The organism is Bacillus pacificus (assembly GCF_020861345.1).
Classification (GTDB): domain Bacteria; phylum Bacillota; class Bacilli; order Bacillales; family Bacillaceae_G; genus Bacillus_A; species Bacillus_A pacificus.
Genome location: NZ_CP086328.1, coordinates 1,699,451 through 1,723,343, shown reverse-complemented (window position 1 = coordinate 1,723,343; position 23,893 = coordinate 1,699,451). Strand labels below are relative to the sequence as shown.

Annotated in this window: 25 protein-coding genes and 1 pseudogene; 6 read left to right on the top strand and 20 right to left on the bottom strand. The window is 34.2% G+C overall.

Annotation, left to right across the window (positions count from 1 at the left end; genetic code table 11):
- Window positions 1–26 precede the first annotated feature (26 nt).
- From LMD38_RS08995 to LMD38_RS08985, 3 genes are all read right to left on the bottom strand, one after another.
- Window positions 27–1,265 carry an MDR family MFS transporter gene (locus LMD38_RS08995; RefSeq protein WP_062821461.1) on the bottom strand — a complete coding sequence of 413 codons (1,239 nt, stop codon included), beginning with the start codon at window positions 1,263–1,265 and terminating at the stop codon, window positions 27–29.
- 92 nt (window positions 1,266–1,357) lie between these two features.
- Window positions 1,358–2,691, bottom strand: a protein-coding gene (locus LMD38_RS08990; protein WP_228920254.1) for an IS3 family transposase whose coding sequence is annotated in 2 segments (ribosomal slippage) — window positions 1,358–2,304 and window positions 2,304–2,691 — 1,335 coding nt in all. Because the reading frame shifts where the segments join, the coding sequence is not laid out codon by codon here.
- Between the two features lie 113 nt (window positions 2,692–2,804).
- Window positions 2,805–3,212, bottom strand: coding sequence for a hypothetical protein (locus tag LMD38_RS08985; RefSeq protein ID WP_016718225.1), 408 nt, complete (start codon window positions 3,210–3,212; stop codon window positions 2,805–2,807).
- A 137-nt stretch (window positions 3,213–3,349) separates the two neighbouring features.
- On the opposite strand from LMD38_RS08985, the gene LMD38_RS08980 reads away from it, so the two are divergent.
- Window positions 3,350–4,552 (top strand): serine-tRNA(Ala) deacylase AlaX, encoded by a 1,203-nt coding sequence (locus LMD38_RS08980; protein WP_000435906.1) that lies wholly within the window; start codon window positions 3,350–3,352, stop codon window positions 4,550–4,552.
- 44 nt (window positions 4,553–4,596) lie between these two features.
- Here the strand turns inward: LMD38_RS08980 and LMD38_RS08975 are convergent, their stop codons facing one another.
- Window positions 4,597–5,040 (bottom strand): NUDIX hydrolase, encoded by a 444-nt coding sequence (locus tag LMD38_RS08975; protein WP_061183388.1) that lies wholly within the window; start codon window positions 5,038–5,040, stop codon window positions 4,597–4,599.
- A gap of 104 nt (window positions 5,041–5,144) precedes the next feature.
- Between LMD38_RS08975 and LMD38_RS08970 the strand changes: the two genes are divergently transcribed.
- Window positions 5,145–5,726: a DUF6434 domain-containing protein gene (locus LMD38_RS08970; RefSeq protein WP_001247723.1), complete on the top strand. Its 582-nt coding sequence runs from the start codon at window positions 5,145–5,147 to the stop codon at window positions 5,724–5,726.
- A 177-nt stretch (window positions 5,727–5,903) separates the two neighbouring features.
- Here LMD38_RS08970 and LMD38_RS08965 read toward each other — a convergent pair whose 3' ends face one another.
- The 11 genes from LMD38_RS08965 to LMD38_RS08915 all read right to left on the bottom strand — a co-directional run bounded on the left by LMD38_RS08965 (window position 5,904) and on the right by LMD38_RS08915 (window position 17,170).
- Window positions 5,904–6,101: a hypothetical protein gene (locus tag LMD38_RS08965; protein ID WP_000840055.1), complete on the bottom strand. Its 198-nt coding sequence runs from the start codon at window positions 6,099–6,101 to the stop codon at window positions 5,904–5,906.
- Between the two features lie 557 nt (window positions 6,102–6,658).
- Window positions 6,659–7,924: a helix-turn-helix domain-containing protein gene (locus LMD38_RS08960; RefSeq protein ID WP_001020463.1), complete on the bottom strand. Its 1,266-nt coding sequence runs from the start codon at window positions 7,922–7,924 to the stop codon at window positions 6,659–6,661.
- Window positions 7,925–8,743: 819 nt separating this feature from the next.
- Window positions 8,744–9,835, bottom strand: coding sequence for an acetyl-CoA C-acyltransferase (locus LMD38_RS08955; protein WP_062821815.1), 1,092 nt, complete (start codon window positions 9,833–9,835; stop codon window positions 8,744–8,746).
- On the bottom strand, window positions 9,828–11,291 hold the full coding sequence (locus LMD38_RS08950; RefSeq protein WP_062821816.1) for an acyl-CoA synthetase: 1,464 nt from the start codon (window positions 11,289–11,291) through the stop codon (window positions 9,828–9,830). The genes LMD38_RS08955 and LMD38_RS08950 overlap by 8 nt, the downstream gene beginning before the upstream one ends.
- Before the next feature lie 65 nt (window positions 11,292–11,356).
- On the bottom strand, window positions 11,357–11,932 hold the full coding sequence (locus tag LMD38_RS08945; RefSeq protein ID WP_001093342.1) for a biotin transporter BioY: 576 nt from the start codon (window positions 11,930–11,932) through the stop codon (window positions 11,357–11,359).
- 123 nt (window positions 11,933–12,055) lie between these two features.
- Window positions 12,056–13,669 carry a long-chain fatty acid--CoA ligase gene (locus LMD38_RS08940; protein WP_061183390.1) on the bottom strand — a complete coding sequence of 538 codons (1,614 nt, stop codon included), beginning with the start codon at window positions 13,667–13,669 and terminating at the stop codon, window positions 12,056–12,058.
- Window positions 13,670–13,805: 136 nt separating this feature from the next.
- A complete protein-coding gene (locus LMD38_RS08935; protein ID WP_000677371.1) occupies window positions 13,806–14,456 on the bottom strand; it encodes an ABC-2 transporter permease in 651 nt (216 codons plus the stop codon).
- Window positions 14,457–15,308, bottom strand: coding sequence for an ABC transporter ATP-binding protein (locus tag LMD38_RS08930; protein WP_016718230.1), 852 nt, complete (start codon window positions 15,306–15,308; stop codon window positions 14,457–14,459).
- Between the two features lie 46 nt (window positions 15,309–15,354).
- Entirely contained in the window at window positions 15,355–16,143 is a 789-nt protein-coding gene (locus LMD38_RS08925) for a helix-turn-helix domain-containing protein (protein WP_016718231.1), read from the bottom strand.
- A 266-nt stretch (window positions 16,144–16,409) separates the two neighbouring features.
- Entirely contained in the window at window positions 16,410–16,970 is a 561-nt protein-coding gene (locus LMD38_RS08920; RefSeq protein ID WP_016718232.1) for a GNAT family N-acetyltransferase, read from the bottom strand.
- Entirely contained in the window at window positions 16,967–17,170 is a 204-nt protein-coding gene (locus LMD38_RS08915; protein WP_000810212.1) for a hypothetical protein, read from the bottom strand. The genes LMD38_RS08920 and LMD38_RS08915 overlap by 4 nt, the downstream gene beginning before the upstream one ends.
- 152 nt (window positions 17,171–17,322) lie before the next feature.
- On the opposite strand from LMD38_RS08915, the gene LMD38_RS08910 reads away from it, so the two are divergent.
- A complete protein-coding gene (locus LMD38_RS08910; protein ID WP_062821817.1) occupies window positions 17,323–18,135 on the top strand; it encodes a GNAT family N-acetyltransferase in 813 nt (270 codons plus the stop codon).
- Between the two features lie 171 nt (window positions 18,136–18,306).
- The gene (locus tag LMD38_RS08905) at window positions 18,307–18,519 is read left to right on the top strand and encodes a CsbD family protein (RefSeq protein ID WP_016718234.1); all 213 of its coding nucleotides are present in this window, start codon (window positions 18,307–18,309) and stop codon (window positions 18,517–18,519) included.
- A 22-nt stretch (window positions 18,520–18,541) separates the two neighbouring features.
- Here the strand turns inward: LMD38_RS08905 and LMD38_RS08900 are convergent, their stop codons facing one another.
- The 3 genes from LMD38_RS08900 to LMD38_RS08890 are packed head-to-tail and all read right to left on the bottom strand — an operon-like array spanning window position 18,542 to window position 20,099.
- On the bottom strand, window positions 18,542–18,793 hold the full coding sequence (locus LMD38_RS08900; RefSeq protein WP_001994665.1) for a DUF2164 domain-containing protein: 252 nt from the start codon (window positions 18,791–18,793) through the stop codon (window positions 18,542–18,544).
- Between the two features lie 17 nt (window positions 18,794–18,810).
- Window positions 18,811–19,263 carry a peptidoglycan recognition protein family protein gene (locus LMD38_RS08895; RefSeq protein WP_062821818.1) on the bottom strand — a complete coding sequence of 151 codons (453 nt, stop codon included), beginning with the start codon at window positions 19,261–19,263 and terminating at the stop codon, window positions 18,811–18,813.
- Window positions 19,264–19,277: 14 nt separating this feature from the next.
- Window positions 19,278–20,099, bottom strand: a complete 822-nt coding sequence (locus LMD38_RS08890) for a protein phosphatase 2C domain-containing protein (protein ID WP_029141178.1) — start codon at window positions 20,097–20,099, stop codon at window positions 19,278–19,280.
- A 96-nt stretch (window positions 20,100–20,195) separates the two neighbouring features.
- Here LMD38_RS08890 and LMD38_RS08885 point away from each other — a divergent pair, with 96 nt between their 5' ends.
- Entirely contained in the window at window positions 20,196–21,035 is an 840-nt protein-coding gene (locus tag LMD38_RS08885) for a YitT family protein (protein WP_153016942.1), read from the top strand.
- On the opposite strand, the pseudogene LMD38_RS08880 reads toward LMD38_RS08885, so the two are convergent.
- Window positions 21,012–21,439 (bottom strand): annotated as a pseudogene (locus LMD38_RS08880) (VOC family protein). The gene LMD38_RS08885 and the pseudogene LMD38_RS08880 overlap by 24 nt on opposite strands.
- 236 nt (window positions 21,440–21,675) lie before the next feature.
- Here LMD38_RS08880 and LMD38_RS08875 point away from each other — a divergent pair.
- Entirely contained in the window at window positions 21,676–23,208 is a 1,533-nt protein-coding gene (locus LMD38_RS08875) for a BA3702 family sensor histidine kinase (protein ID WP_000087685.1), read from the top strand.
- 55 nt (window positions 23,209–23,263) lie between these two features.
- Here LMD38_RS08875 and LMD38_RS08870 read toward each other — a convergent pair whose 3' ends face one another.
- Window positions 23,264–23,875 carry an alpha/beta hydrolase gene (locus tag LMD38_RS08870; RefSeq protein ID WP_016718239.1) on the bottom strand — a complete coding sequence of 204 codons (612 nt, stop codon included), beginning with the start codon at window positions 23,873–23,875 and terminating at the stop codon, window positions 23,264–23,266.
- Between the last annotated feature and the right edge of the window lie 18 nt (window positions 23,876–23,893).

Below are 23,893 nucleotides of genomic sequence, written 5' to 3'. Positions count from 1 at the left end.
GCCCCAGCAGGTGACTGGGGCTTATTTTATTTCGCATGTAATCCCATATTAGAATTTCCATCATATCTTTTTTTCAATAAACTTTTCGTAACTAACAGCACTGGAAACGCTACAGTTGAAAATATAGCTAGCGCTGAAAATACTACAAACCCATTTTGGTACCCGTAATAATCGAGAAGTATGCCCCCAAACCACGGACCAATTACTGCTCCAATTCCCGAAAAGCCCATCGCCCCGAAGTATGTTCCTTTTAGATGCGCGACAGCAATATCATCAATAAATACATCCGTCATTGAAAACATTAAGACTTCTCCAATTGTAAAAATAATTGTACAAATGGCAGCACCTAGCGTAGATTCTATTATTCCAAATCCAAACAATCCTCCGCTCACAAATAAAGTTCCAACCATAATGGATACTAACGGTGTATACTTTTTACATATTTGAATAACAGGGTATTGAATTACGACTACAACAATCGCATTTAAAGCTAACATATATGAAAATAATTTCACTCCATCCTGGAATATATGTGCATTTGCAAAATATTGAGATACCGTCGTCGTCAAATGTGAAAAACCACAATTACTCAAAATAATACCGACTAAAGCAACTAAAAATACTATATCTTTTCGCAATATACGCATTGCATTTAGCATTGTAACAGGTTTTTCTGTACTCACTTTCTTTTTTTCCATTGGATACTTCTTAAATTGGAACGCTAGTATAGCTGTATATAGAATATATACCCCAGCTGCTACTAAAAAAGGAATTGTTGATTTTGCACTTCCAATCTGTAGTCCAACAATTGGTCCAATTGCAACTCCAACATTTATTGCACCATATCGCAAGTTATAGACGAGTAACCGATACTCAGGCTTTGTTAAATCTGATAATAATGCTCTTGATGTTGGCTCAAAAAACGACCTACATAATCCATTTAAAGCGTTTAATAAAAAGAAACTTAAAACATGATCTGCAAGTGAAAAACCTATAAACACAAACATCCAAACAATCATGGACCAGAGCATAATCATTTTCCGGCCAAATCGATCTGATAAATTCCCTCCGATAAAACTAGCAAAAACACCAACAAGTGCACTCGCTCCAATAATAGCACCAGTCATTCCAGCTGATACACCTTTAATAGTCGTTAAATAAATCGCTAAAAAAGGGATACTCATTGACGTGGCGAACCTCGCAAATAAAGTCCCTATTATAATTGTCATTCCTAACGGATGAATATTTTGTAACTTCCCCTTCATCTTAAAAACCTACTCTCCCTGTTATCACATAAAAAAAGAAAGCAAAGGATCTGCTTAATCTGTACCCTTTGTAAAGGACATTTTAAAAAAAGTTAGGCGGCATCAAGAAGATGGTTTCTGTATTCGACAGGAGTCATCTTCTTTAAATTCCACTGATATCTGTGCTGATTATAGTATTTCATATAGTCTTTAATTTCTTGTTTTAACTGTGTGAAAGATGTACAAGTTTTGATGTGTGCTTCATCTTTAAAGTGCCCGAAAAAAGATTCTTGTGGGGCATTATCCCAACAGTTTCCTCGCCTTGACATAGATTGTCCCAGCTTTAATTTTTTGACTAATTTTTGATAGGTAGGACTTGTGTAATGAGCACCTTGATCAGAATGAATATAGGCATCTTGCGTTAATCGTACCTTCTTATTCTTCTTTAGTTTGTGCAGCGTCGTCGTTGCGATATCTAAGGTAAGTCGTTCTGAAACATGATACGCCAAAACTTCATTCGTAGACCCGTCTAGAATAGTAGATAAATATCCTTTTTGATTCTTACCATAAAACAGGTATGTGATATCTGTAAGAAGTACCTTTCCCGGTACACCTTGCCTAAATTCGCGTTTTAATCGATTGGGTACCACGAAGTGTTCTTTCGTCGCTTTCAACATTTTTTTATAGGGATTTTCTCTACGAATAGGACAGATTATCCCATATTTTTTCATGATTCTACGGATGCGTTTCAAATTGTAGACAACTTGAAATTGACCCGCCAATGTCATTTTGATCTGACGAGCCCCCTTTTTTCGGTTTTTAAATCGAAATGCCTTTAATATAATCTCTTTCCATATTTCATCTTGATGTATTCTTTTCTCTCGCCGACTTTGAGAAATGGCTAAAAAATAATTATAGTATCCAGAACGTGAAACGCCTGCGACCTGACACAAATATCTCACCATATTTTTCAGGCGGTATTTTTCAATGATAGAACGAATTAATAGGTACTTTTGACTAGCGTGTAACGTTATTTCTTTCCCATCCTCCCTTCCATAAATTTGATCTTTTTTAACAGTTCATTTTCAGCTTTTAATAAGTTTCGTTCCGCTTCCAAACGTGCATATTTCTCCTCTAATGTAAGTTCTCTTTCTGACTTTCTTCCTGAGTTTTCCTTACGTGTGTCTCTTAAGCCCCATACACCGTTTTGCTTATAGGACGTACGCCATCTATTTCCTGATGACACAATACGTTGTAGACCGATGATATCTATATCAAAACCACATTCTTCAAAAATAATACGAGGTGGTTTACCCTGTTCATTTTCCTTAATAAAAATACGCTTGAATTCATCGGTATAGGTAATTCCTTTTTGGCTTACCGATTTTACGTATCGATTTTTTGATAATATTTGAATTTCCTTTTCTGTAAGCAATTTTTTCGTCATTTTGAAATTTCTCCGATTCTCATTTTTCTCTCATTATACAAGAAATACCCTATAGAATAGACTTTTTTTAAGTGTCTATTCTATAGGGTACAGTTTAGCTCTCTTTTCCCTTTTTATACTTGAGTTGTTGATACCCGAGCTGTTCTCGTTATATCCATATCTATGCCATATGTAAACTGTAATTCTTTACAAACATCTTTAATTAAAATTGCGACATTATATTTCTCATTAAATTGTAAAACGATGTTTTCTACTTCTTCATATGTATACTTATATTCTCCTGTAATAACACTTTTTAGATCAAAGCATTCATTTATACAAAGTTGCACAAGCAGCTGGTCATATTTCTCGATTACATCTTCTTTCTTCCACAGTACCTCTTTTACATATAACCGATCAAACTTCACACTTTCTCGATTACAATCCGTTAAAATCCGGGTCATTTCATTTAATTCTCGATACAATTCAGAAATATTTTTGCTTAAACTAAGCAGTTTATCTACGCCGTTTTCATATAACATATTCATTCCACCCCCGCATTTTCTTTTTCTTATTATAGCAAGAAAATTCCAAAAAAAGTTTCTTTCTTCTGAAATATTAGGAAACTAATTTCGATTGCTTTACAATGAAACTAGTGAACACGAAAGGGGAAAGAAAATTGGAGCAAAAATTATATTACACTGACGCTTATAAACAAGACTTTACTACAAAAGTTATAAAGCAAAATTATGATAAAGACGGTAACTTATACGTTGTTTTAAACGAAACGGCATTTTATCCGACAGGTGGCGGGCAGCCCCATGACACTGGAACTTTAAATGGTATTGCTGTACTCGATGTTGAAGAAGTCGATGAAGAAATCCGCCACTTCATTACAGAACAATTACATACAGAAGAAGTAGAAGGTAAAATTAATTGGGAGCGTCGTTTTGATCATATGCAGCAACATGCGGCTCAACACATTTTATCTGCTGCTTTTTGGGATCATTTTAACATACCTACGATTGGGTTCCATCTTGGTAGAGAAATAGTAACAATTGATTTAGAAACAGAAAATCTGCATACAGAAACAGTTGAAAAAGCAGTACAAATTGCAAACAATATAGTTTTTGAAAACCATCCAATCCGTATAGAGTGGATGAACTTAGAAGCAGCAAAAACGTTACCCCTTCGTAAAGAACCGACTATGATTGAAAATATACGCGTTGTTATGATCGAAAACTTTGATTATAACGGCTGTGGCGGAACACACCCGAAACGTACTGGTGAAGTAGGTCCTATTCAAGTTCTTAGCTGGGAACGCAATAAAGGTGGCATACGACTAACGTTTATCGCTGGCTGGCGCACACTAAAACTTGTGGGGCAACAGCAACAAATTATGAAGGATGTTTCCAAACAATTAAACAGTAGCGAAAGTGATATTCCAGCAAAAGTAGCACAACTGCTTACTTCTCAAAAAGAAAACGAAAAAACAATACAAACAATGACTGAAAAATTATTATATGCAGAGGCAAACGAACTACTTCAACACCCTACCGAAATACATGCTGGCATACTTATTTCTAAAATGTTTACAAATCGTTCTATGCAAGAAGTCTCAAAGCTTTCTGCTATTATTACAGAACAACAAGAGCACGCCATTACATACTTTGTCATTGAAAATGATGACAAACTACAATGCATCCTTGCTTGCGGAAAAACAGTCACGCTCGATATGAATGCTCTGTTAAAAAAGGCACTTCCTACAATCGAAGGAAAAGGCGGCGGAAATAAAAAGAGTGCGCGCGGCGGCGGAAAAGCGGTTATGACTGGGGATGAGTTTTTAAATCAACTTGTTTCTTCTTTACAGTCAGCAGTGTAAAACATGTTTATGAAGGATAGCTAACGGCTATCCTTCAACTATATTTACAGGCCTACATTTTGTTTCAAGCCTTGATAACTCCCTGCATTTGCAAACCCTTCATTTACCAATTTTATAAAAGTTTCCGAAAAACCATAATGACTTAATTCGTTAATCGGTACCATTTGCACATCATGAATTGGATTATGATCAAACTCATTAGAAGGTAGCGTAATTTCTCCCTCAATCCTTTCAAGCAGAAACGTAATATGTAATAAAGATGGCCTAACATCTGGTTTATCACAAACATAGAGTAGCTTCTTAATTTTAACTTCTAACCCTGTTGCTTCTCTCATTTCTCGAATCATCGCTACTTCTAACGTTTCACTATTCTCTACCCTTCCCCCAGGTAAAGACCAATTTCGATTAGCCACTTTTTGCTTTACTAGCAATACCTTTTCATCTTCAATTAAAATTCCGGTTACACGAACTTGCATTACATTTTCCATATATAATCTCCTCTTCCCGTTATATTTACAAATTAATCCTTCCACAAAAAGAACGTATGTTTTATAATTAAAGAAAATTATGGAAGAAAGAAGTTGTTACATTCATGCGTCCACCTTTAACAAAGTTTATATCACTTGAAGATTTCCAAAACTATTATTGGTTAAAAGCAGAACTCCAAACATTTTGTCGTGAGCATGGTTTGCCAGCTAGTGGCTCTAAGATTGAAATAACCGAGCGTATCTCCCATTATTTACATACTGGTAAAATATTAAAAAACAACTCTGTTCAAAAGGTGAGTAAAGCTTCCCTCTCTTATAAAGACCTTTCTCTTCAAACAATTATTACTAACAATCACCGCTGTAGCGAAGATGTTCGTGCTTTTTTCAAAGAAAAAATTGGAGCAAACTTCCGCTTTACAGTAGCTCTTCAAAAGTTTTTTAAAGAGAATGTTGGCAAAACATATGAAGACGCGATAACGTTTTGGTATGAAGAGAACGAACGAAAAAAAGATCCTACTTATAAAACAACTATCAGCCCGCAGTTTGAATACAATCGCTTTACTCGCGACTTTTTCGAAGATCCAAATAACAAAGGGAAATCAAAAGCTGATGCTATCGCTGCTTGGAATGAAATAAAAGCAAAGCCTGGTAGCAACGCTTATATTCCTCAAAGAGTAGAAAACTAGTAGCACTACTATCAAGGCCTAAATCTAAAAAACTTTAAAAGATAATTAAATATTGAATAGAAATTAGTTGTTATTCAAGTATGTAATCACCGATATTAAGCATTTATCTCTTAGTTTGAATTTATATTTGCATAAATAGGCAATTGAGAAATAGATCCCAATTGCCTATTCAATTATTTAACTATCTCTTTTTCTTTCAGGAATAAAACTAGAAAGGAAAATGGCAACAACTAATGCCAGACTGAAGTTTTCAGTAGTATCAACCTCTAAACCATTTTTCCATTGATATATAAAGGATATCAATAATAAAAGTATTGCAATTCCACCCGTATATCTTACTACTTTTCGCTTAGTTCCCGTTTCGTTGCTTTTCATATGTATCCCTCTTTCTTATTTATTAAGTAAAGTATGCTGCATTGTATCTTCAGTGCCATCAATTTTTTTGTTCATCTCATTTGCATTTGCTTAAATACTGTCTTTTTCATCCATTCTTTTTGTGATGTATGTTTCCGCTATGAGTGTTTATAAACATGATATGGCAATACTTCACGTTCATTTGAAAGGATTTTAAAATATTGATTATAACCTTTACTCTAATTCAAATGATAATTTATATTGTCTATCATATTTGTAGATCATTTTTTCTCTTGCATCAGAATAACTCCCTCCTTGCTGTTTGAGTTTCTGTACTTAAAATATACATGTTCATTTATGTTAATAACAATTAGTAAAATTCCATTAAAATTTTAGCGAATTATCAATTGTTTTAAACTTGATATTTTACCTTTTTGGAAATTTCAGAAGGATTTACTCCCCTAACTAGATATTTGACGAAAGTAATGTACTTGAATGGGAGCGTTATAAACATAGTAGTTTTACTAGTGTTAATTCCCTATTAGATCAATACATAAAAAAACCCACTTAAGCGTAGCTTAAGTGGGGAGTTGACTAGATATTTTCAAGTACTTTGCTGACATTTTATAAGCGCGATTATCATAAAAATAGTTTCCTAGTTCAGTAGCGAGTTCACGAACTAGAGGGTATTGCTTTTTTTCTAGACCCCTTTCAATAGCTTTTTGCATATTTTTCTCATATCCATGATTATCGCCCCTTAATTTGGATATTTTCCCCTTCAGTCCATATATTTCAACATATGCGTGTGGCATATCAGAAATTGATAACATTTCTAATGCATCATCCATCAGTTTATTAACAATTTTCCAGTCTTTAGATTCTATATAAATTTCTATTAAGTTTCTTACTGCGTATATTTTTTGAGCTTGATCTGGATAGAGATTGCTAGTCTGTAAACTTTTTTCATAGTATTTAATAGAATTGGTGTAATCTTTTAATCCTTGATATATTTTCCCATAATTATATGCAATCAAAGGTAAATACATGGGATTAGCACTAACCTCTGCTTTAATTTCTGCTTGTTTTAAAGATTCAAGAGCTTTCTCGGGTAGATTATCTTTTTGATATTGTAGTGCAATGATTATAAGAATGTTTATTACTTGATTTTCTACATTTAATTTTTCATACAATCTGTAGGCTTTTTTAGCATACAAACGACTAATCGTTTGATCTTTATAAAGACTTTGATTTGTTAGACTTAGATTATAATATATATCAGCGTGTAGCCTAGTTTCATCTAGACCAAGTAAACTCTCTGTCTGCATATAAATTTCATTTGCAGTCATATAGTCTTGTTTATTAGAAAAATAATAACCTCGAGCCATTAAATAATATATAAAGTCTTGAGTATACAGGGAGGCTACTTGATTTGGAAGTACTTGCGAAGCCTCATTTACAATCGTTGCTACATGTAATAAGTTATTATTTCGAGAATGGTAGTATATTAGAACACCATAGGCCTTTAATAATAAGAGAATAGAGTCTGTATCGCGAACATATAACTCTAAAGATGATAAGTCTTTAGAGTTTATAACATTATCATTTTTATACCTATTACATATTTCAAGAATCTTAGCTTCAATATCCTCATAATCTGCACCTACAAGAAAGTTGTAATCAATATCTAGATTTTTAGCGATTTTTTTTAAAACAGAATTTGAAGGTTTAATTTGTCCATTTTCAATTCTACTTAAATAAGTTATAGAACATACCCCTGATACTACTTCCCCTTGCGTGAATTCTTTATGTATACGTATTTGTCGAATCCGTTCACCAATGTTCATATTCCCATTCCTTTCTTCAAATAAACTGGTTTGATTATTTTAGAGCAATATAATAAGAATAACGCCTATATTATCTAGCATAATATGTGTATAGTTTTATGTTCAGAGAGAGAAATGTTATTAATACTTATCTGGATGCATATGAAATTTTTATGCTCAATTTACTAATATCAGCTTTTCCATCTCCCACCCATATTACAGATTTTCCGAATAGGAAAGCCCACTACGGTGCGATAGTACCCCCTTTAGGGGTGGGATGATAGTGAGGTCAAATGCGATGTACAGATAAAATACCGAAAATACGTTCTGTACATCAAGTATTTGAAATGGTATAATTTTCATAACAGACAAGTAAAAGTCTCTAAAACAATCTTGTTCTCTGAAAACAGAATACATATGAGGTTGGAGTAACAAATTCTTCTGCTCCGTAAAATGTATTGAGTCGTCAAGTACAAGACGCTAAAACACATTTGAGAACTCACAATCTGACTCGTTTGGTAATAGAACGAGTGCCGTATCTGCTAGATGCACTGGATACGGAGTGGTGATGGCACACCGCAATCTTGCACGTCAGCGATACTAGAAATAGACGTCGCCTTTGGTAGCAAGAATCCCACTGACGTTAGTCAGCTTGCGGCTTTAGCCGTGGGAGTGTCAATACATTATACCAATAATCTGAGGCTCAAGCTTACAAATTCAACCTCAGGTAACCCCAAAATATAGAATAATATTTGTTTGTTTTATAGTTACTAAGAGCGGATATTAACTCATATATTGAACTAATTATCCCCTATTAATCATAGTACAGTTAATACCTCGCTAGTCTTCTACTTTCTCAAATAATAAAGCAAGCCCTATTCCGCCCCCTATTCCTAATGTCGTGATTCCATATTTTATACGCTCTCGTTTCGCCTGATAAAACAAACGTGTTACAAGCATAGCCCCAGATGCACCGTACGGATGACCGAGTGCAATTGCACCACCATTTACATTTAATTTTTCATATGGAATTTGTAACTCCTTTGCACAAGCTACAACTTTTGAAGCAAATGCTTCATTTATTTCAAAATAATCGATGTCCTCTACTTTCATATTCCTTTCGTTTAGTAATTTGTTCACCGCAAATATTGGACCAGTCCCCGGAAGGTTGGGATCTACTCCAACTACAGCACTACAAACGAAACGAAGAATAGGCTTGTATCCTAATTTTCGAGCTTGCCGCTCTTCCATTACAAGAACTGCACATGCCCCATCATTTACACCACATGAATTCCCTGCCGTTACTGTACCATTTTGTAAAAATGCAGGTTTTGTTCTTTTAATCATTCGTTCATAATTCATTTCTAGCTTTATAGATTCATCTAATAATCCATTAAAAGACATTATTTCATCATGTATATATCCTTTTTCTAATGCTTGCAGTGTTCGTTTGTAACTGAGGCAAGCATACTCGTCTTGCATTTCTCTCGTGATGTTATAACGTTCTGCAACATATTCAGCCGCTACTCCCATATCAGGATCACCTATTGTTTCTGGTGAAAATCGTGCTCTATTTTGAAAAGGTGATGTACTTGTACTCTCTACTCCTCCTGCAATATAACAATTACCTGCCCCGCCTTGAATAAAATGACATGCGGTGCGAATCGCTTCCAATCCGGCACCACATTGCCGATCAATTGTTACTCCCGGAATATGATAACCTAGTCCTGCTTCTAAAGCAGATAATCTAGCAATATTCCCTCCTGGTCCCACAACATTCCCTAATATAACATCGTCTATTTCTCTCTCAATCCCTTTACTTAAGAACGTAAGGAGTGGTGCTGCTAATTGCTGAACTTCATAATCTTTTAACATCCCATTCTCCTTACCAATGGGTGTTCTTTTCGCCTCTACAATAACTGCCCTATTCATATATTTTCTCCCGTTTTTCAATCATACTTTTTGCTACCATACGAGCAATCTTTCCACTATTTGTATAAGGTATTTCATCTACAAAATGCCATTCTTTCGGTATTTTAAACGAGGATAATCGTTGTAAGCAAAAACTCTTTAATTGTTGCCTCGTAGCACTTCCTTTGACGATGGCGACAGGCTTTTCACCCCAATAACTATCATTCACACCAACTATAACTATTTCATCTACAGCTGGATGTTCATGTAATACACTTTCTATTTCTTCTGGAAAAATATTAATTCCTCCAAATAAAATCATATTCTTTTCTCTACCTACAATATATATAAAGCCTTCTTCATCTTCATAGCCTACATCTCGCACTGTCATCCAGCCATCTGCATTCAATTCTGGAACTACAATCCCATTTAATATGTAACCCATAAAAAACTGATCACTTTTCACATAAACAGTTCCTACCTCACCTTTCTGTACTTCTTCACCTGCTCCATTACATATTCGAACTTGCACATTGTGACAAGGTTTCCCTACTGAATTTGGCCTTCTTTCACTCTCTTCATCAACTAATGCTGTTACAAAACTTAGTTCCGATGCACCGTAAAATTCATATTTTTGCGCATAAGGAAATATACTCTTTATTTTTTCTTTCGCCTCAGCTTCCCATTTCGCTCCTGACGAAATAATTTTCAATGTATTTTCTATTACTCTCTTTTCTTTATATAAAGATTCTAGCATTGTCGGAACTGTATACATGACCGAATTTTTTTCCGTTTCTAACTTATCCAACACTTGATTTGGAATAAACTTTCTCATAATATGCACCGTTTGTCCTATATATAATGCACTTATTGCCCCGTATAAAAAAAGGGAATGAACGAGCGTTCCAGTTATTAAAATAGAATCTTCCTTTTTCATATGAAAGTCATGTACATTACAATCAAAGCTATGAATCCACGATTGTTGTGCACGTAAAAATGCTTTTGCCTTTCCAGTCGATCCTGATGTAAACCCCATATAAAAAGGAGCATGTTGTACATTTTCTACAGGATAATATGCAGGCAGTTTGTTCTCTATCATTCTTTTCCACTCATCAATTTCTATTACTCTTCCTTCCTCTCCCGATATATCATTCAACTTATATCGTTCCGTCACAATCATATCCGGATTACTGATTACTAGTCTTTCCTTTAGCTCATCCTTTTTCCATTTTATATCTAATGGCACACAAACCCATCCGGCCATAGCAGCACCAGCAAATAGTTGTAAAAACTCGATACGATTTTCTAATACAATTGCTATCGTTTTATTCTTTGACTTTTTTTCATCCAACCAGCTTGCTACTTTACACACTGACCCAAACCACTCTTTATATGTTAAAACTCGATCATTTTCCTTTATTGCTATTTTATTCGGTTGTAAGGAAGCATGCTTTTTATATTCTTTTGTAATCCCCATATGAGACGTCCTTTCTCTTAAAAATAATAAAAAGAAACACGCAATGAACGTGTTTCTTCTCTTTTTTATCCCGCATTTGTATATTTCCCACTCTTTAAAGCAGGCGTAATAATATGTTTCAATGAACGGTGTAATTTTGTTACAAGAACTGCTGCAATAATTATTTTTATACAATCCCCTGGTAAGAACACAGCACTTACTTTCATCGTCTGCCATATAGAAATATCCATTACGAAAGCTTGTACAATAATACCCAATACATAAACTACGAAAATACCACCAATTATATTAATGCATAATACTTTTATTATAGAAACTTCACGTAAACGCTCAATTAAATAACCAATGACAAACGCTCCAACAATATAACCAAGTAAATATCCTGCACTTGGCCCAACAAATACACCAAAGCCACCACGTCCACCAGCAAGTAATGGTGCTCCAACTCCTACAATAAGTAAGAAAACAAGTTGACTTAATGCACCAAGACGTGATCCTAACAGTCCACCAGCAAGCATAACACCAAGTGATTGTAATGTAATTGGAACTGGTGTAATAGAAAGAGCAATTGGAGGAATTAATCCTAACACTCCCATAATAGAACTAAATAAAGCGACGAAAACTAAGTTTTTTGTATTCATATTTGCTTCTCCCATTTGTAAACTGAAAATAATTTTCGGATAACATATTATAGAAGTTATATTATATTTCTATCTAGAATTTGTCAACTTATTTTCATAATAGGTTTACAAATATGAATTCCATTATTCCCCTTTACCCAAATGCTCAAGTTCTTTCCGAAGCGCTTGTTTTAAAAACTTCCCAACAGATGTTTTCGGTATTTCTTCCATAAATACAATCTCGTCTGGCAACCACCACTTTGCAAACTGCGGTTTTAAAAACGCATATATTTCTTCTTTTGTTACTGTACTATTTTTCTTTTGAACAACGCAGGCAACTGGTCGCTCTTGCCACTGCGGATGAGGAACGGCAACGACAGCTGCTTCAAATATAGCATCATGTGCCATTAAAGCATTTTCAAGGTCCACTGAGGAAATCCATTCTCCCCCACTTTTAATAACATCTTTCGTACGGTCAACAATTTTCACGCAACCTTCCTCATCGACTGTGACAACATCTCCTGTATATAACCATCCATCACGAAAACCTTCGACAGTACGCTCATCGTTATAATAGCTTTCAGCGATCCATGGTGCTCGTAAACAAAGTTCTCCCATCTCTGTACCATCCCACTTCACTTCACCATTTGTACCGACTACTTTCATCTCTACACCAGGTACAAGATACCCTTGTTTTGATCGAATTTCTAATTGCTCTTCATACGATAATTCTGTTTCATAACTTTTTAAACGCGCAAGTGTTACGAGTGGGCTCGTTTCCGTCATACCATATGCATGGATGAAAGGAACATTATGTTTCTGTTCAAATGCTTTAATAACACTTTTCGGTGCAGCTGCACCACCACATAGTATTCTCGTCATACTAGATAAATCGTAACTATTATTTTCTAACTCTTGTAATACACCGAGCCAAATTGTCGGCACACCAGCAGCTAACGTCACTTTTTCAGATTGGATCATTTCTAATAAAATTTTTGGTGTAAACATCGGTCCTGGAAGAACTTGTTTTGATCCAAACCACGTAGCAGCGAAAGGAAGTCCCCAAGCATTCACATGGAACATCGGTACAATCGCCATTGCTGCATCACTTTCCGATAAAGCAGCTGTATCCGCTAAACCAAGTGCCATACAATGCAATACAGTACTACGATGCGTATATACAACACCTTTTGGATTTCCTGTAGTCGCCGACGTATAACACATACCAGCAGGTGTGTTTTCATCAATATCTTTTACAAATTGGAAATTTGGATCGCCTTCTTCTAATAGCTTTTCATAATGATATACAGGTTCTAGCGTAGTATTTGGAAGTTCATCTTTATCAGTCATAATAATGTAAGCTTGTACAGCTGATAGTTGTGATTGAATATTTTCAACGAGCGGTACGAGATCTTCATCTATAAGTAGAATGCGATCTTCTGCGTGCTGAATAATATATAAAATATGTTGAGGAGATAAACGAATATTAATTGTGTGCAAAACAGAAGCAATACCTGGAATAGCAAAATACGCTTCCACATGTCGATGATGATTCCACGCTAACGTTCCTATACGCTCGCCTTCCTTAATTCCTAACTTTTTTAACGCACTGGAAAGCCTTCTCGTCCTTTCACCTAACTGCTTATACGTTAACGTCGTAATTGTATCATGTGTCCGTGAAACAATTTCTTTCTTTGAAAACAATTTTTCTGCTCTTTCCATCATAGAACTAATTGTTAGCGGTACATTCATCATCATATTGGTTATATCCCCCTTTAAAGCGTTTTCATTTTTCGTTTATTATAACAGACTCTCGTAAATAATTACGACATTTTTCTGTATTTTCTGAATTATTCCTTTGGAAATAATTCAGAAAATACTAAGAGAAAATATACTAAAATTCCTTCTTACGATATATAAATACCGAAATAACAAAAGAAAAGATATATATGATAACGCCAAATATTGTATATAGAATTGAAACGTATACAGATAAATTTAAATTTGATATTGGAAATTGTCCTATTAAATAGCCAATTACACTTTGTAATCCAAAATAAATAACAAGTCCCCCACATGCGCCTCCAATTGTAATAGCATCAGATTTTTCTGCTCCAAAAATATAGAGGAGTGGATAGGCTATTGCTCCGGCATTAAGGATGATGAACGTCCCTAAAGAAACACTCTTAAATATATCATCATCAATTGGCGTATCTGAAACTGAAGCATGTACGTAAAATATGCTATACGATAATAAAGTACCAATAATTACAACTATAAAATAGAAAAGGTAGTGACTTTGCACAATGTTATTTCTAGTAACCGGTAAAGTAAGTACATATTTTTCATAACCCGACTTACTCTCATACTTAATAACTTCAAGTGCAGGAATTGCAGCAAATAAGATAATGAATGTAGCAATTAAACGGTACATTGAAGCATTACCAAAATAAAAAACAAATCCCGATCCTAATATCGCTATTCCCATGAACGTAAAGAAAGTTCGATACACTAGATAATAGTTTGTCAATAATAAACCTTTCATTTATTTTTCACTCCTTGTTAATAAAACACTTATTTCTTCTATCGAAATAGTTCTATGAGCAATCCCATTTGGTAGTTTATGCACATCTGATACAAGTACATTGAAATAAGAACCATTATTCCTTTTCACCACAACTATATCTTTGTTGATTAAAGTTAGTTGTTCCTCATCAACACCTACAATGGCATAATTGTCTAAAACCTTATCCTTTTCTTCATTCAATAAAATTTCTCCATCTTTTATCACAATAAGGTGACTAGCTATTTTTTCTACATCACTCATAATATGTGAAGAAAGTAATATACCACCATTACTTTTATTCACAAAACTTTTTAATTCCTCTAACACCTGCTCCCTAGATGAAGGATCAAGACCTCCCGTCGCTTCATCTAGAATTAATAATTTGGCATTATGTGATAATGCAACAGCTATAGATAGTTTCATCGACATTCCACGGGAAAACCTACCTACTTTTTCATAAGTAGGTAAAGAGAAAGAATGAACTAATCGGTAAAAATTTTCTCTATCCCAAGAGTCAAACATCTTTTCAAAAACCTTATTTATTTGTTTTATTGTAAGATGAGCCGGGAGATTCATAGCATCAAATACGACTCCAATCTTCCCCTTATTCTTGGCATCTTTATTTATATTTTCTTTACCAAATATTTTGACTGTACCACTATCTTTAGAAATTAATTGTAGTACTGTTTTAAAAGTTGTTGATTTCCCTGCCCCATTGTCACCAATGAATCCAACAATTGATCCAGACGGCACATTGAAAGAAACATCTCTTAAAACAACTTTGTTTCCAAATGATTTACTTAAATTTTCAATTTCTAGAAGATTTGACATCATTACACTCCTATCTTAACTTTTCATAAAAGTATGTTTTCTCCTATTAAAAATTATCCACTTTTTCTCTCACTTTCTTTTTCAGTTTAAAAATAAGACGATTACTATATTCTTTATTTTCTACTAAAATTCGATACACCTCTAATACTCCTAACACACGAACAAAAAGATAGACTCCAATTGCAATAAGTACAACACAGTAAGGGTAATACTGCACTAATTCTCCTGAAGTGATATGCTTTTTCTCAAACAAAAACGGTATTGCGCCTGCGGCTATAAAACAAAATCCAATGATCATTACTGCCGCATACTTTTTCTTAATAATCGCATATCTTTTTGTCAATTCTTTTAGAAAGTTTTGATCAAATAATAGTTCTTCTTTTTTCAATACATTGTATCGACTCTCTTCTATCGTTGCAGGTACCATCATTGCTCCAATTCCAAGAACAGCAATAATAATGACAAGGAATGTCGACATTGTTGCATTTTCTTTAAATAATAAATACGGTATTGTAGATAAAATGAGCAAACTAAATCCTAACGCAATATATTTAGAAATTTTTTGTCCATACACTACATACCCTTCTGCCATTTCCTGACTTACGTAATATCCATCTACATTTTCATTACTTTGCTCAGCAGTTTCCTTTAATAAATAATCAAGTGAAACTTCAAATACATTTCCAATCATTATTAACTTTTCAGTTTCAGGAAAACCTTGACCGTTTTCCCATTTACTAACCGCTTGCCTTGTTGTGTTTAATTTCTCGGCTAATGCTTCTTGAGAAAGACCTTTTTCTTTTCTTAATTTAAAAAGCTTCTCACCAAATCCCATATGTGTGTCCCCCTTTGTTTTCTTACCTAAATTGTATGTAAACATTGCACTTATCTCTATCTTCCTATGGTTGCACTTTGTCAACTTACGGTTGCGATTGTGTTATATAGCCATTTTCTATACAATTTAGCTAGTTTTCTTTTATCATTATGGTGTGAACAAAAATACTCTATACCAATAACCAATTATAACAATTAAAGGTAATTATTGTTATAAAAAATAAAAACTCCCTTATTCATTTAAAGGAGTTTTTAATATGAAATATTTCATTTATCCATATATCTTTCTCGAGATATACAATATCTTTTCGTGCCACGATACTTACCTTTAATGAACATATCCTTTTGAATCGTACACTCGTACTCCATATTCAAACGTTTCATTAATTTTTCAGATGCTTCATTTTCTGAATCACATCCCGCTTCAATACTATTAAGATGCAACTCATGAAAACCATAGTAGAAAAAAGCTAACACAGCCTCGGTAGCTAATCCTCTTCCCCAATATTTTCGAGATAAGGCGTATGCAATTTCTGCTGTATGTGCGGTCAAATCATATTTTATAAATCCACACGTTCCTATAAGTTTTTGCTTCTCTTTTAACACGATTCCAAGAGGCGCTACTTGTCCTTTATTATATTGACTCACAATTTCTTCTACATAGTTATATGTGTCACATAACGATTGATGAGCATCCCATACAGTATAAGTTGTCATCTCTTTATCTGCAGCATACTCATATATATGTAAACTATCACTCATATTAATTTCCCTTAATATAAGACGTTTCGTATACAATGTTGGATATGACCACTTCTCAATAATCATAACGGCTTCTGCTTAAACTTTTCATAATGTCGTACTTTTAATAAAAGGACATTCCCGCAATCTGTACAAATATAAGCATCTACTGGTGAAGATGTGAACATCGTCTCCTTTTTCCGTATTTGTGCATAACCGACAAACTCACCTTCTCCTATATTTTGAGAACCACAATTAGAGCATGTCTGCACGTCTTTCTGTTTCATGAGAGCACCACCTTTAATCTGTTTCTACTCCCTTCGACAGTTCACTTCCATTTCCCTTCCAAAAAACCTCTTATTCTCTTACATTTCAACAGGAATCTCAGAACAAACATCGTATATGTACTATGAAATATATTTATTGACGGAGGAACTTTATGAGTACGATTATGACGTTTAATACAGCTCAAGAAATTGAAAACGCAGAAATACATATGCTCTCTTCTAGATTAACGCTATTACAAGCAATAAACGGAAATCCAATGCAAGTACAAATGAAAAAGTTCGGTAGTGCCACTGCTTTTTCATCAAAAGTAATTGCTGGTCCGGCTTTTAATACGGTAAAAGGTATTACATTTACAAATACAGATGAGTTGGATGAAATTATCTCTTATTATCAATCACTACAAATCCCTTGTCGTTTTGAAATTACACCCGCTCAAGGTACAGCTGAACTATTTCATTACTTATCTGAAAAAGGTTTTTATCAATCTAGCTTCCATACCGCTTTATATAGTATACCGAGAGAAAATCCATCCCTTCTTCCTTCTAACGTTTCAGTACGCCAACTAAAAGAAAATGAATTTCATATTTTTGCAGATATATATGTACGTGGTTTTAACATGCCATCCTTTACAAAAGATGGTGTGCGCCAAAATAACGAAATTCTTTATAATAAACCAGGATGGCATTTTTTCATAGCCGAAGTTCAAAATACTCCTGCAGGCATTGGTGTTCTGTACATAAATAATGGGATTGCTTCATTAGCTGCTTCTGCTACTTTGCCAGAATTTCAGCGTAAAGGCTGTCATACTGCCTTAATTCAAAAACGAATTGAGACAGCTATTGAATCCAATTGTCATTTAATAGTCGGACAAGCAAAATTCGGTAGCAGCAGTCAAAATAATATGGAACGTGCCCATATGAAAATTGCTTATACAAAATCAATATGGACTGCAAAAGACATGTAATTAACATTCCTTCTCCTTCCATTACAATCTTATACATTCCATGACAATTCCTTTTCTATACCATTAATCATTTGAATATTCAAACTGTATTTGTTAAGCTATTACTAGATACATCATTCAACTTGCAATATGAAAAGAGAACTCTAATCAAACTACAAGGAGGAGAAATGTATGACTAAACATGATCATGGTTTAAAAGAAAAAGTAGAAGGTGCTATTGATAAAGTAAAAGGCGAAGTAAAAGAAGTTGTCGGGAAAGTAACTGACAATAAAAAATTACAAGCTGAAGGAAAATGGGATAAAGTAAAAGGCACTGCTAAAGATACGGTTGGCAATGTGAAAGAAAAAGTACATGAATATAAAGAGCATAAAAATGAGAAATAAAAAAGAGCCCAATGGCTCTTTTTTATTTCCCTTCATTCTTCTCTAACACATACAAATCTTCTTCAATATTAGATAATTTCTCTGTTACAAGCTTTCTAGCATCTCCAATTGCTTGATTGTATGCAAATGGTCCTACTAATTTAATCATTTCTTCTATTAAACGCTCTGCTTGGAAGCGTCCAATTTCATCTAAATCTTCTTCAACGAAAAATTGCTGAATTTGTGCTACTAGCTCTTCTTTTTTATCATTTGGTATTTTTATATTCATCATCATTTGTTACTCCTCTATATTTATGATAGTACGTTTCTTAACTCTACCATAGAAAAACGCTTTCCAGGACAAGTTTTTGTAACTCCTTCTAGCTCTCTATGACCGAGTACATTCTCTTTCTCTATAGCAAACTGCTTCATAAATATTTTACATAAAGAATATACTGCATTCATTTGTGCAGGGGTTGGATCATATTTATCAAAATTACCTGTCATACATATTCCAATTGTATCCCTATTATTATCTTTCGCATGTGCTCCAATATGTAAACCTCGTCCTTCAACTATGGTTCCATCTTCTTCAATAAAATAATTGTAACCAATCCCGCTCCATCCTCTTACTTTTTGATGAAACTCATGTGTTTGATATACATCCCATCCATCTTCGGATGTATGGTGGATAATCAGTTTATTCACTTTTTCTAAAGGAACTAATTCATCTTGAAAGGTTAAATTAACACATTTAATTTCCATTTGAACATCCTCCCTTAAAAATCAATCATCATCATTGTTTTATCATCTGGTCTTATTCTCTTTTCTCCTTCTAGTTTTTCGATAATTGCTACATATTCACTTATACTATTCTTTCTTATATATGCAACAGCTTGTTCGAGCGACCAATCTGGGTGGAATAATCCGTCTGAACAAATAAAAATGCCGCTCACTTCATCTATATGTAATTCACCATGCTGTAAATAATGTATCGCTTCTTTCATTCCGTTTGCAACGGAATACCCGCCCTGCATATTTGCAAGATAACGATTATATTTTAACTGTTCTCGCACATCTTGAAAAACATGTTCTTCTAGTACAGATAACCCTTGTTTACGATCTTCTTCTCTCTTCTTTTTTGCTCGTTTGCTAATTCCTTCAACTGTGTCTTTCGTTAATACTTGTATTGTTCCATTTCGAAGTATTGCGACAATCATACAGTCCCCTAACTGTGCGTATTCAATTTTCTCTCCACCTATTTGAACTGCCGCAATACATGTGCACCACAAATGCTCTTTTTTTCTCGTATCTACCCTATATTCTAACATTTTTCTTTGCAATGCTTCATTTGCTTTTGCAACTGCAACTGGTAAACTATGATTTTCACGTAATGAAGCAAAATAACTTGCAAATAAATGCGAAGCGATGTATGCTCCATTATGTCCCTGTTCATCACGAAACGGGACGAGAGGTGTTGCACCGTCACATACACCATACATCTTATTTTCTTCATTACAAAAATAAGAATCCTCACATTCTTGCTTCAACGGGCTTTTCTGTTGATATGTTTTTATCTTCACAACTGTATCCCCTTTCAAATGATAAAATACTCAAATTCTTTTGATTAATCAAATTTACCGAAATAAACTGTTTTTACCCAAAACTTTCAATATCATATATAATCTTGAAATAATATGAATTTTTTAGTGAAGGACGGGAAAGAGATGGTCAGATTTCTTGGTGTTATTATTGGTTCTATTATTATTGCGATTGCCTTTAATCTTTTCCTTATCCCCCACAAAATTTTAAGTAGTGGAATTGGCGGAATTGCTATTATTTTAGGGATTGTAACTCCTGTAAACACAGGTATTATTAACTTTGTATTAAACTTACCTATCCTTATTTTAGGATACATAGGCCTTGGAAAAAAAGTAATTTTTAACACGATTGTCTCTGTTATTGTATTATCTGTTGCATTATACTACGTTCCAGTAAAAGTCGTAGCAACAGATCCACTTTTATCTTCCATCTTTGGTGGTGTCATTGCCGGAGCTGGTATCGGTCTTGTTTTTAACTGTAATGGATCAACTGGTGGATTTGATATTATCGGTATGTTGTTGTCTCGCAAAAGAGACATTAAACTTGGTGGATTCCTTATTATTTTAAATGCAGTCGTTGTTATTATTGCAGGATTCTTCTTCACTTGGGATGTTGCCCTTACAAGCTTACTTTCCATTTATGTAACTGGTAAAGTTATCGATGCTATTCATACGAAACATCGAAAGGTTACACTTATGATTGTAACAAATGAAGCGGAAAAAATGAAAAAACAACTTCTTTCAACTGTTGTACGTGGCATTACATTACTTGATGGCGAAGGTGCTTATTCTAGCGAAAAGAAACGTGTACTTATGACCGTTGTTTCTCGAGAAGAATTAGCAAGTATGAAATTAACAATTTCTGAAATTGACCCTCATGCATTCGTTAACATTACCGAAACGGTTGAAGTATTAGGATTGTTTAGAAAAGTTTAAAAAACTAGGTGGATTTCCACCTAGTTTTTTATTTTCCATAAATTCAATTCGATTTCCGAACGGATCTGATACGTAAAATCTAATTACATCTGGACGTGCATGGTCATCTATTACTTCCATACCTTGCTTTATTAACTCTTGTTTAAATTCATCAATTTTTAAAACATAAAAAGCTGGATGCGCCTTTTTTGTTGGATTGAAGTTTTGCTCAACTCCGATATGAATCTCTTGATTTCCACACTTAAACCAACATCCACCACGTTTCTTTAATTCCTCTGGCTTCGGAATTTCCTCCATACCTATTTTTTCACCATAAAATTCTCGTGCTTCTTCTTCACACCTGCTAAACACCCTACAGGCGCAGCTACTTGTACATGATCGATCCCTTGAATATAATTTTTCATTTTCTCTCCCCCTCCTCTATCCTAATATTATAAGGAAAACCTACTCCTGTAACTTACAGAAGGTTTATAAAACAATATAAGCTCCCCTTATTACTACCCTACATTCACTTTGCGAAAAATAAAGAAAACAAAATTTATTCTATAACTTCCATTTTTTATAGAAATACACATTACATCTATATTATAGTTATGAATAGACAAATCTTTTTAGATGCTATTTGTACGGAGGAACTATTATGAGTCGTAAAAAATATTCATCAACTCAAAGAAAACGTCATCCGAACATTTCTAGACGTTTACGCAACCATATACAAGATTGTTCATTAACAGAAATGTACGCATCTCTGTTCGAACACAACCCTGATGGTATTATTTCATTAAATTTAGAGGGAATTATTATACACACTAATCCTTCTGCCGAAAGAATACTAGGTTACACTTCTTCAGAGTTAGAGCGGAAAAGCATTACCTCGATTTTAGAAGCTCATATTTCTGAGCAAGTATTACAAAATATAAAGAATACGGAAGCGGATAATCAACAAGAGTATATTTTATCTATTTATCATAAAGATGGATTCTTATTAGATGTCGTGACAAAACTAGTTCCTATTTTTGTCCAAAATCGTCTAACTGGCGTATATGCCATTATGAAGCCTCTTGAAAAATCAGAAAGAATTGAGAAAAAGCTTAAAGAAAGTGAGAAGAGGTTACGTACATTAGTAAACTCCATGCCTGCGTTTGTTATATTTAAAGATCATGAAGGGCGCTGGCTTGAGGCAAATGACTACGCACTTTCTTGCTTCAATTTCCATCATGTACCTTACCACGGAAAAAAAGATAGTGAACTCATTCAATATAATGAAGCGTACCGAGAAGCTTTTTTACATTGTGAAGAAGTCGATGAATTAGCATGGCAACAAAGACAAATTCTTCATGGTGAAGAATTTATTATTCATAGAGATGATTTCGACCTAATCTTAAGTATATCGAAAGTTCCTCTCTATCACCCTGACGGCTCCCGTAAAGGTCTTATCGTAATGGGAAGAGATATTACTGAGCTAAAGGAAACGGAAAAGTTATTACGAAAATCTGAAAAGCTCGCAGTAGTCGGACAACTGACAGCTGGAATCGCTCATGAAATTCGAAATCCACTCACTTCTCTAAAAGGTTTTCTAACATTGCTACTCCCTGAAATAAATGAGGAGCAGAAGTGGTATATCGATGTTATGTTAAGTGAAATTTCACAGATGGAATCTATCACGAGTCAATTTATGGCGATGTCTAAACCACAAGTATTAGCAATCCAAACTTGTAACATACAAACTTTAATTGAAGAGGTAGTTACATTTATTTTACCAACCGCAATTATGCATAGCGTTCATATCATTATGGATCATTTTGATTACGTATATGACATTCAATGTGACGGTAACCAATTAAAACAAGTTTTTATAAATATATTAAAAAATGCGATTGAAGCAATGCCAAATGGCGGAAATATTTTCATCCAAACAAAACCATTAGAGGGGAATTTCATCTTAATACGGATTATCGATGAAGGTTGCGGTATCCCAGAAGATCGTATCTCCCGTTTAGGCGAACCGTTTTATAGTTTAAAAGAAAAAGGCACAGGGCTAGGATTAATGATGTGTTACAAAATAATTGAAGAACATCATGGTAAATTACACATTTCAAGTGAATTAAATAAAGGTACGGTCGTCGATATTCACCTACCACTTTCTTCACCCCACCTTGCAATCCAGTCTTAAATAATAAAAGAAGCATCTGCTAACGATTAGCAGATGCTTCTTTTATTATTTATACTTATAGAACTGTTTTTCCATACCATTCTTTTGCTTTTTCTACTTCACCCATCGTTAATTGATGTCCTCTATTTTCCCAATGCATTGTTACATTAGCGTTTGCATTTTCTAATAGTAGCTTCAATTCCTCTGACTCAGAAGATGAACAAATTGGATCATTTGTTCCAGCAGCAATAAACACGGATTTCCCAGCTAAATTAGGCAATTGTGTTCCTCTTCTAGGCACCATTGGGTGATGAAGCACAGCACCTTTTAACGCATTTTCGTAATGGAATAATAAGCTTGCCGCAATGTTTGCTCCATTTGAATACCCGATAGCTACAATGTTATTTCTATCAAATTCATATGCTTTTGCAGCTTCATCTAAAAAATCATTTAATTCCTTCGTACGGAAAATCAAATCTTCTTCATCAAAAATGCCTTCTGCCAATCTACGGAAGAAACGTGGCATGCCATTTTCTAATACATTTCCTCTAACACTTAATACAGATGCTTCCGGATCAACTATTTCTGCAAGTGGTAATAAATCTAATTCGTTTCCTCCTGTACCATGAAGTAATAACAACACTGGTTTTGACGTATCTTTTCCTTTTTGAAAAACATGTTTCATCATAATTCTTTTCCCCTTTCA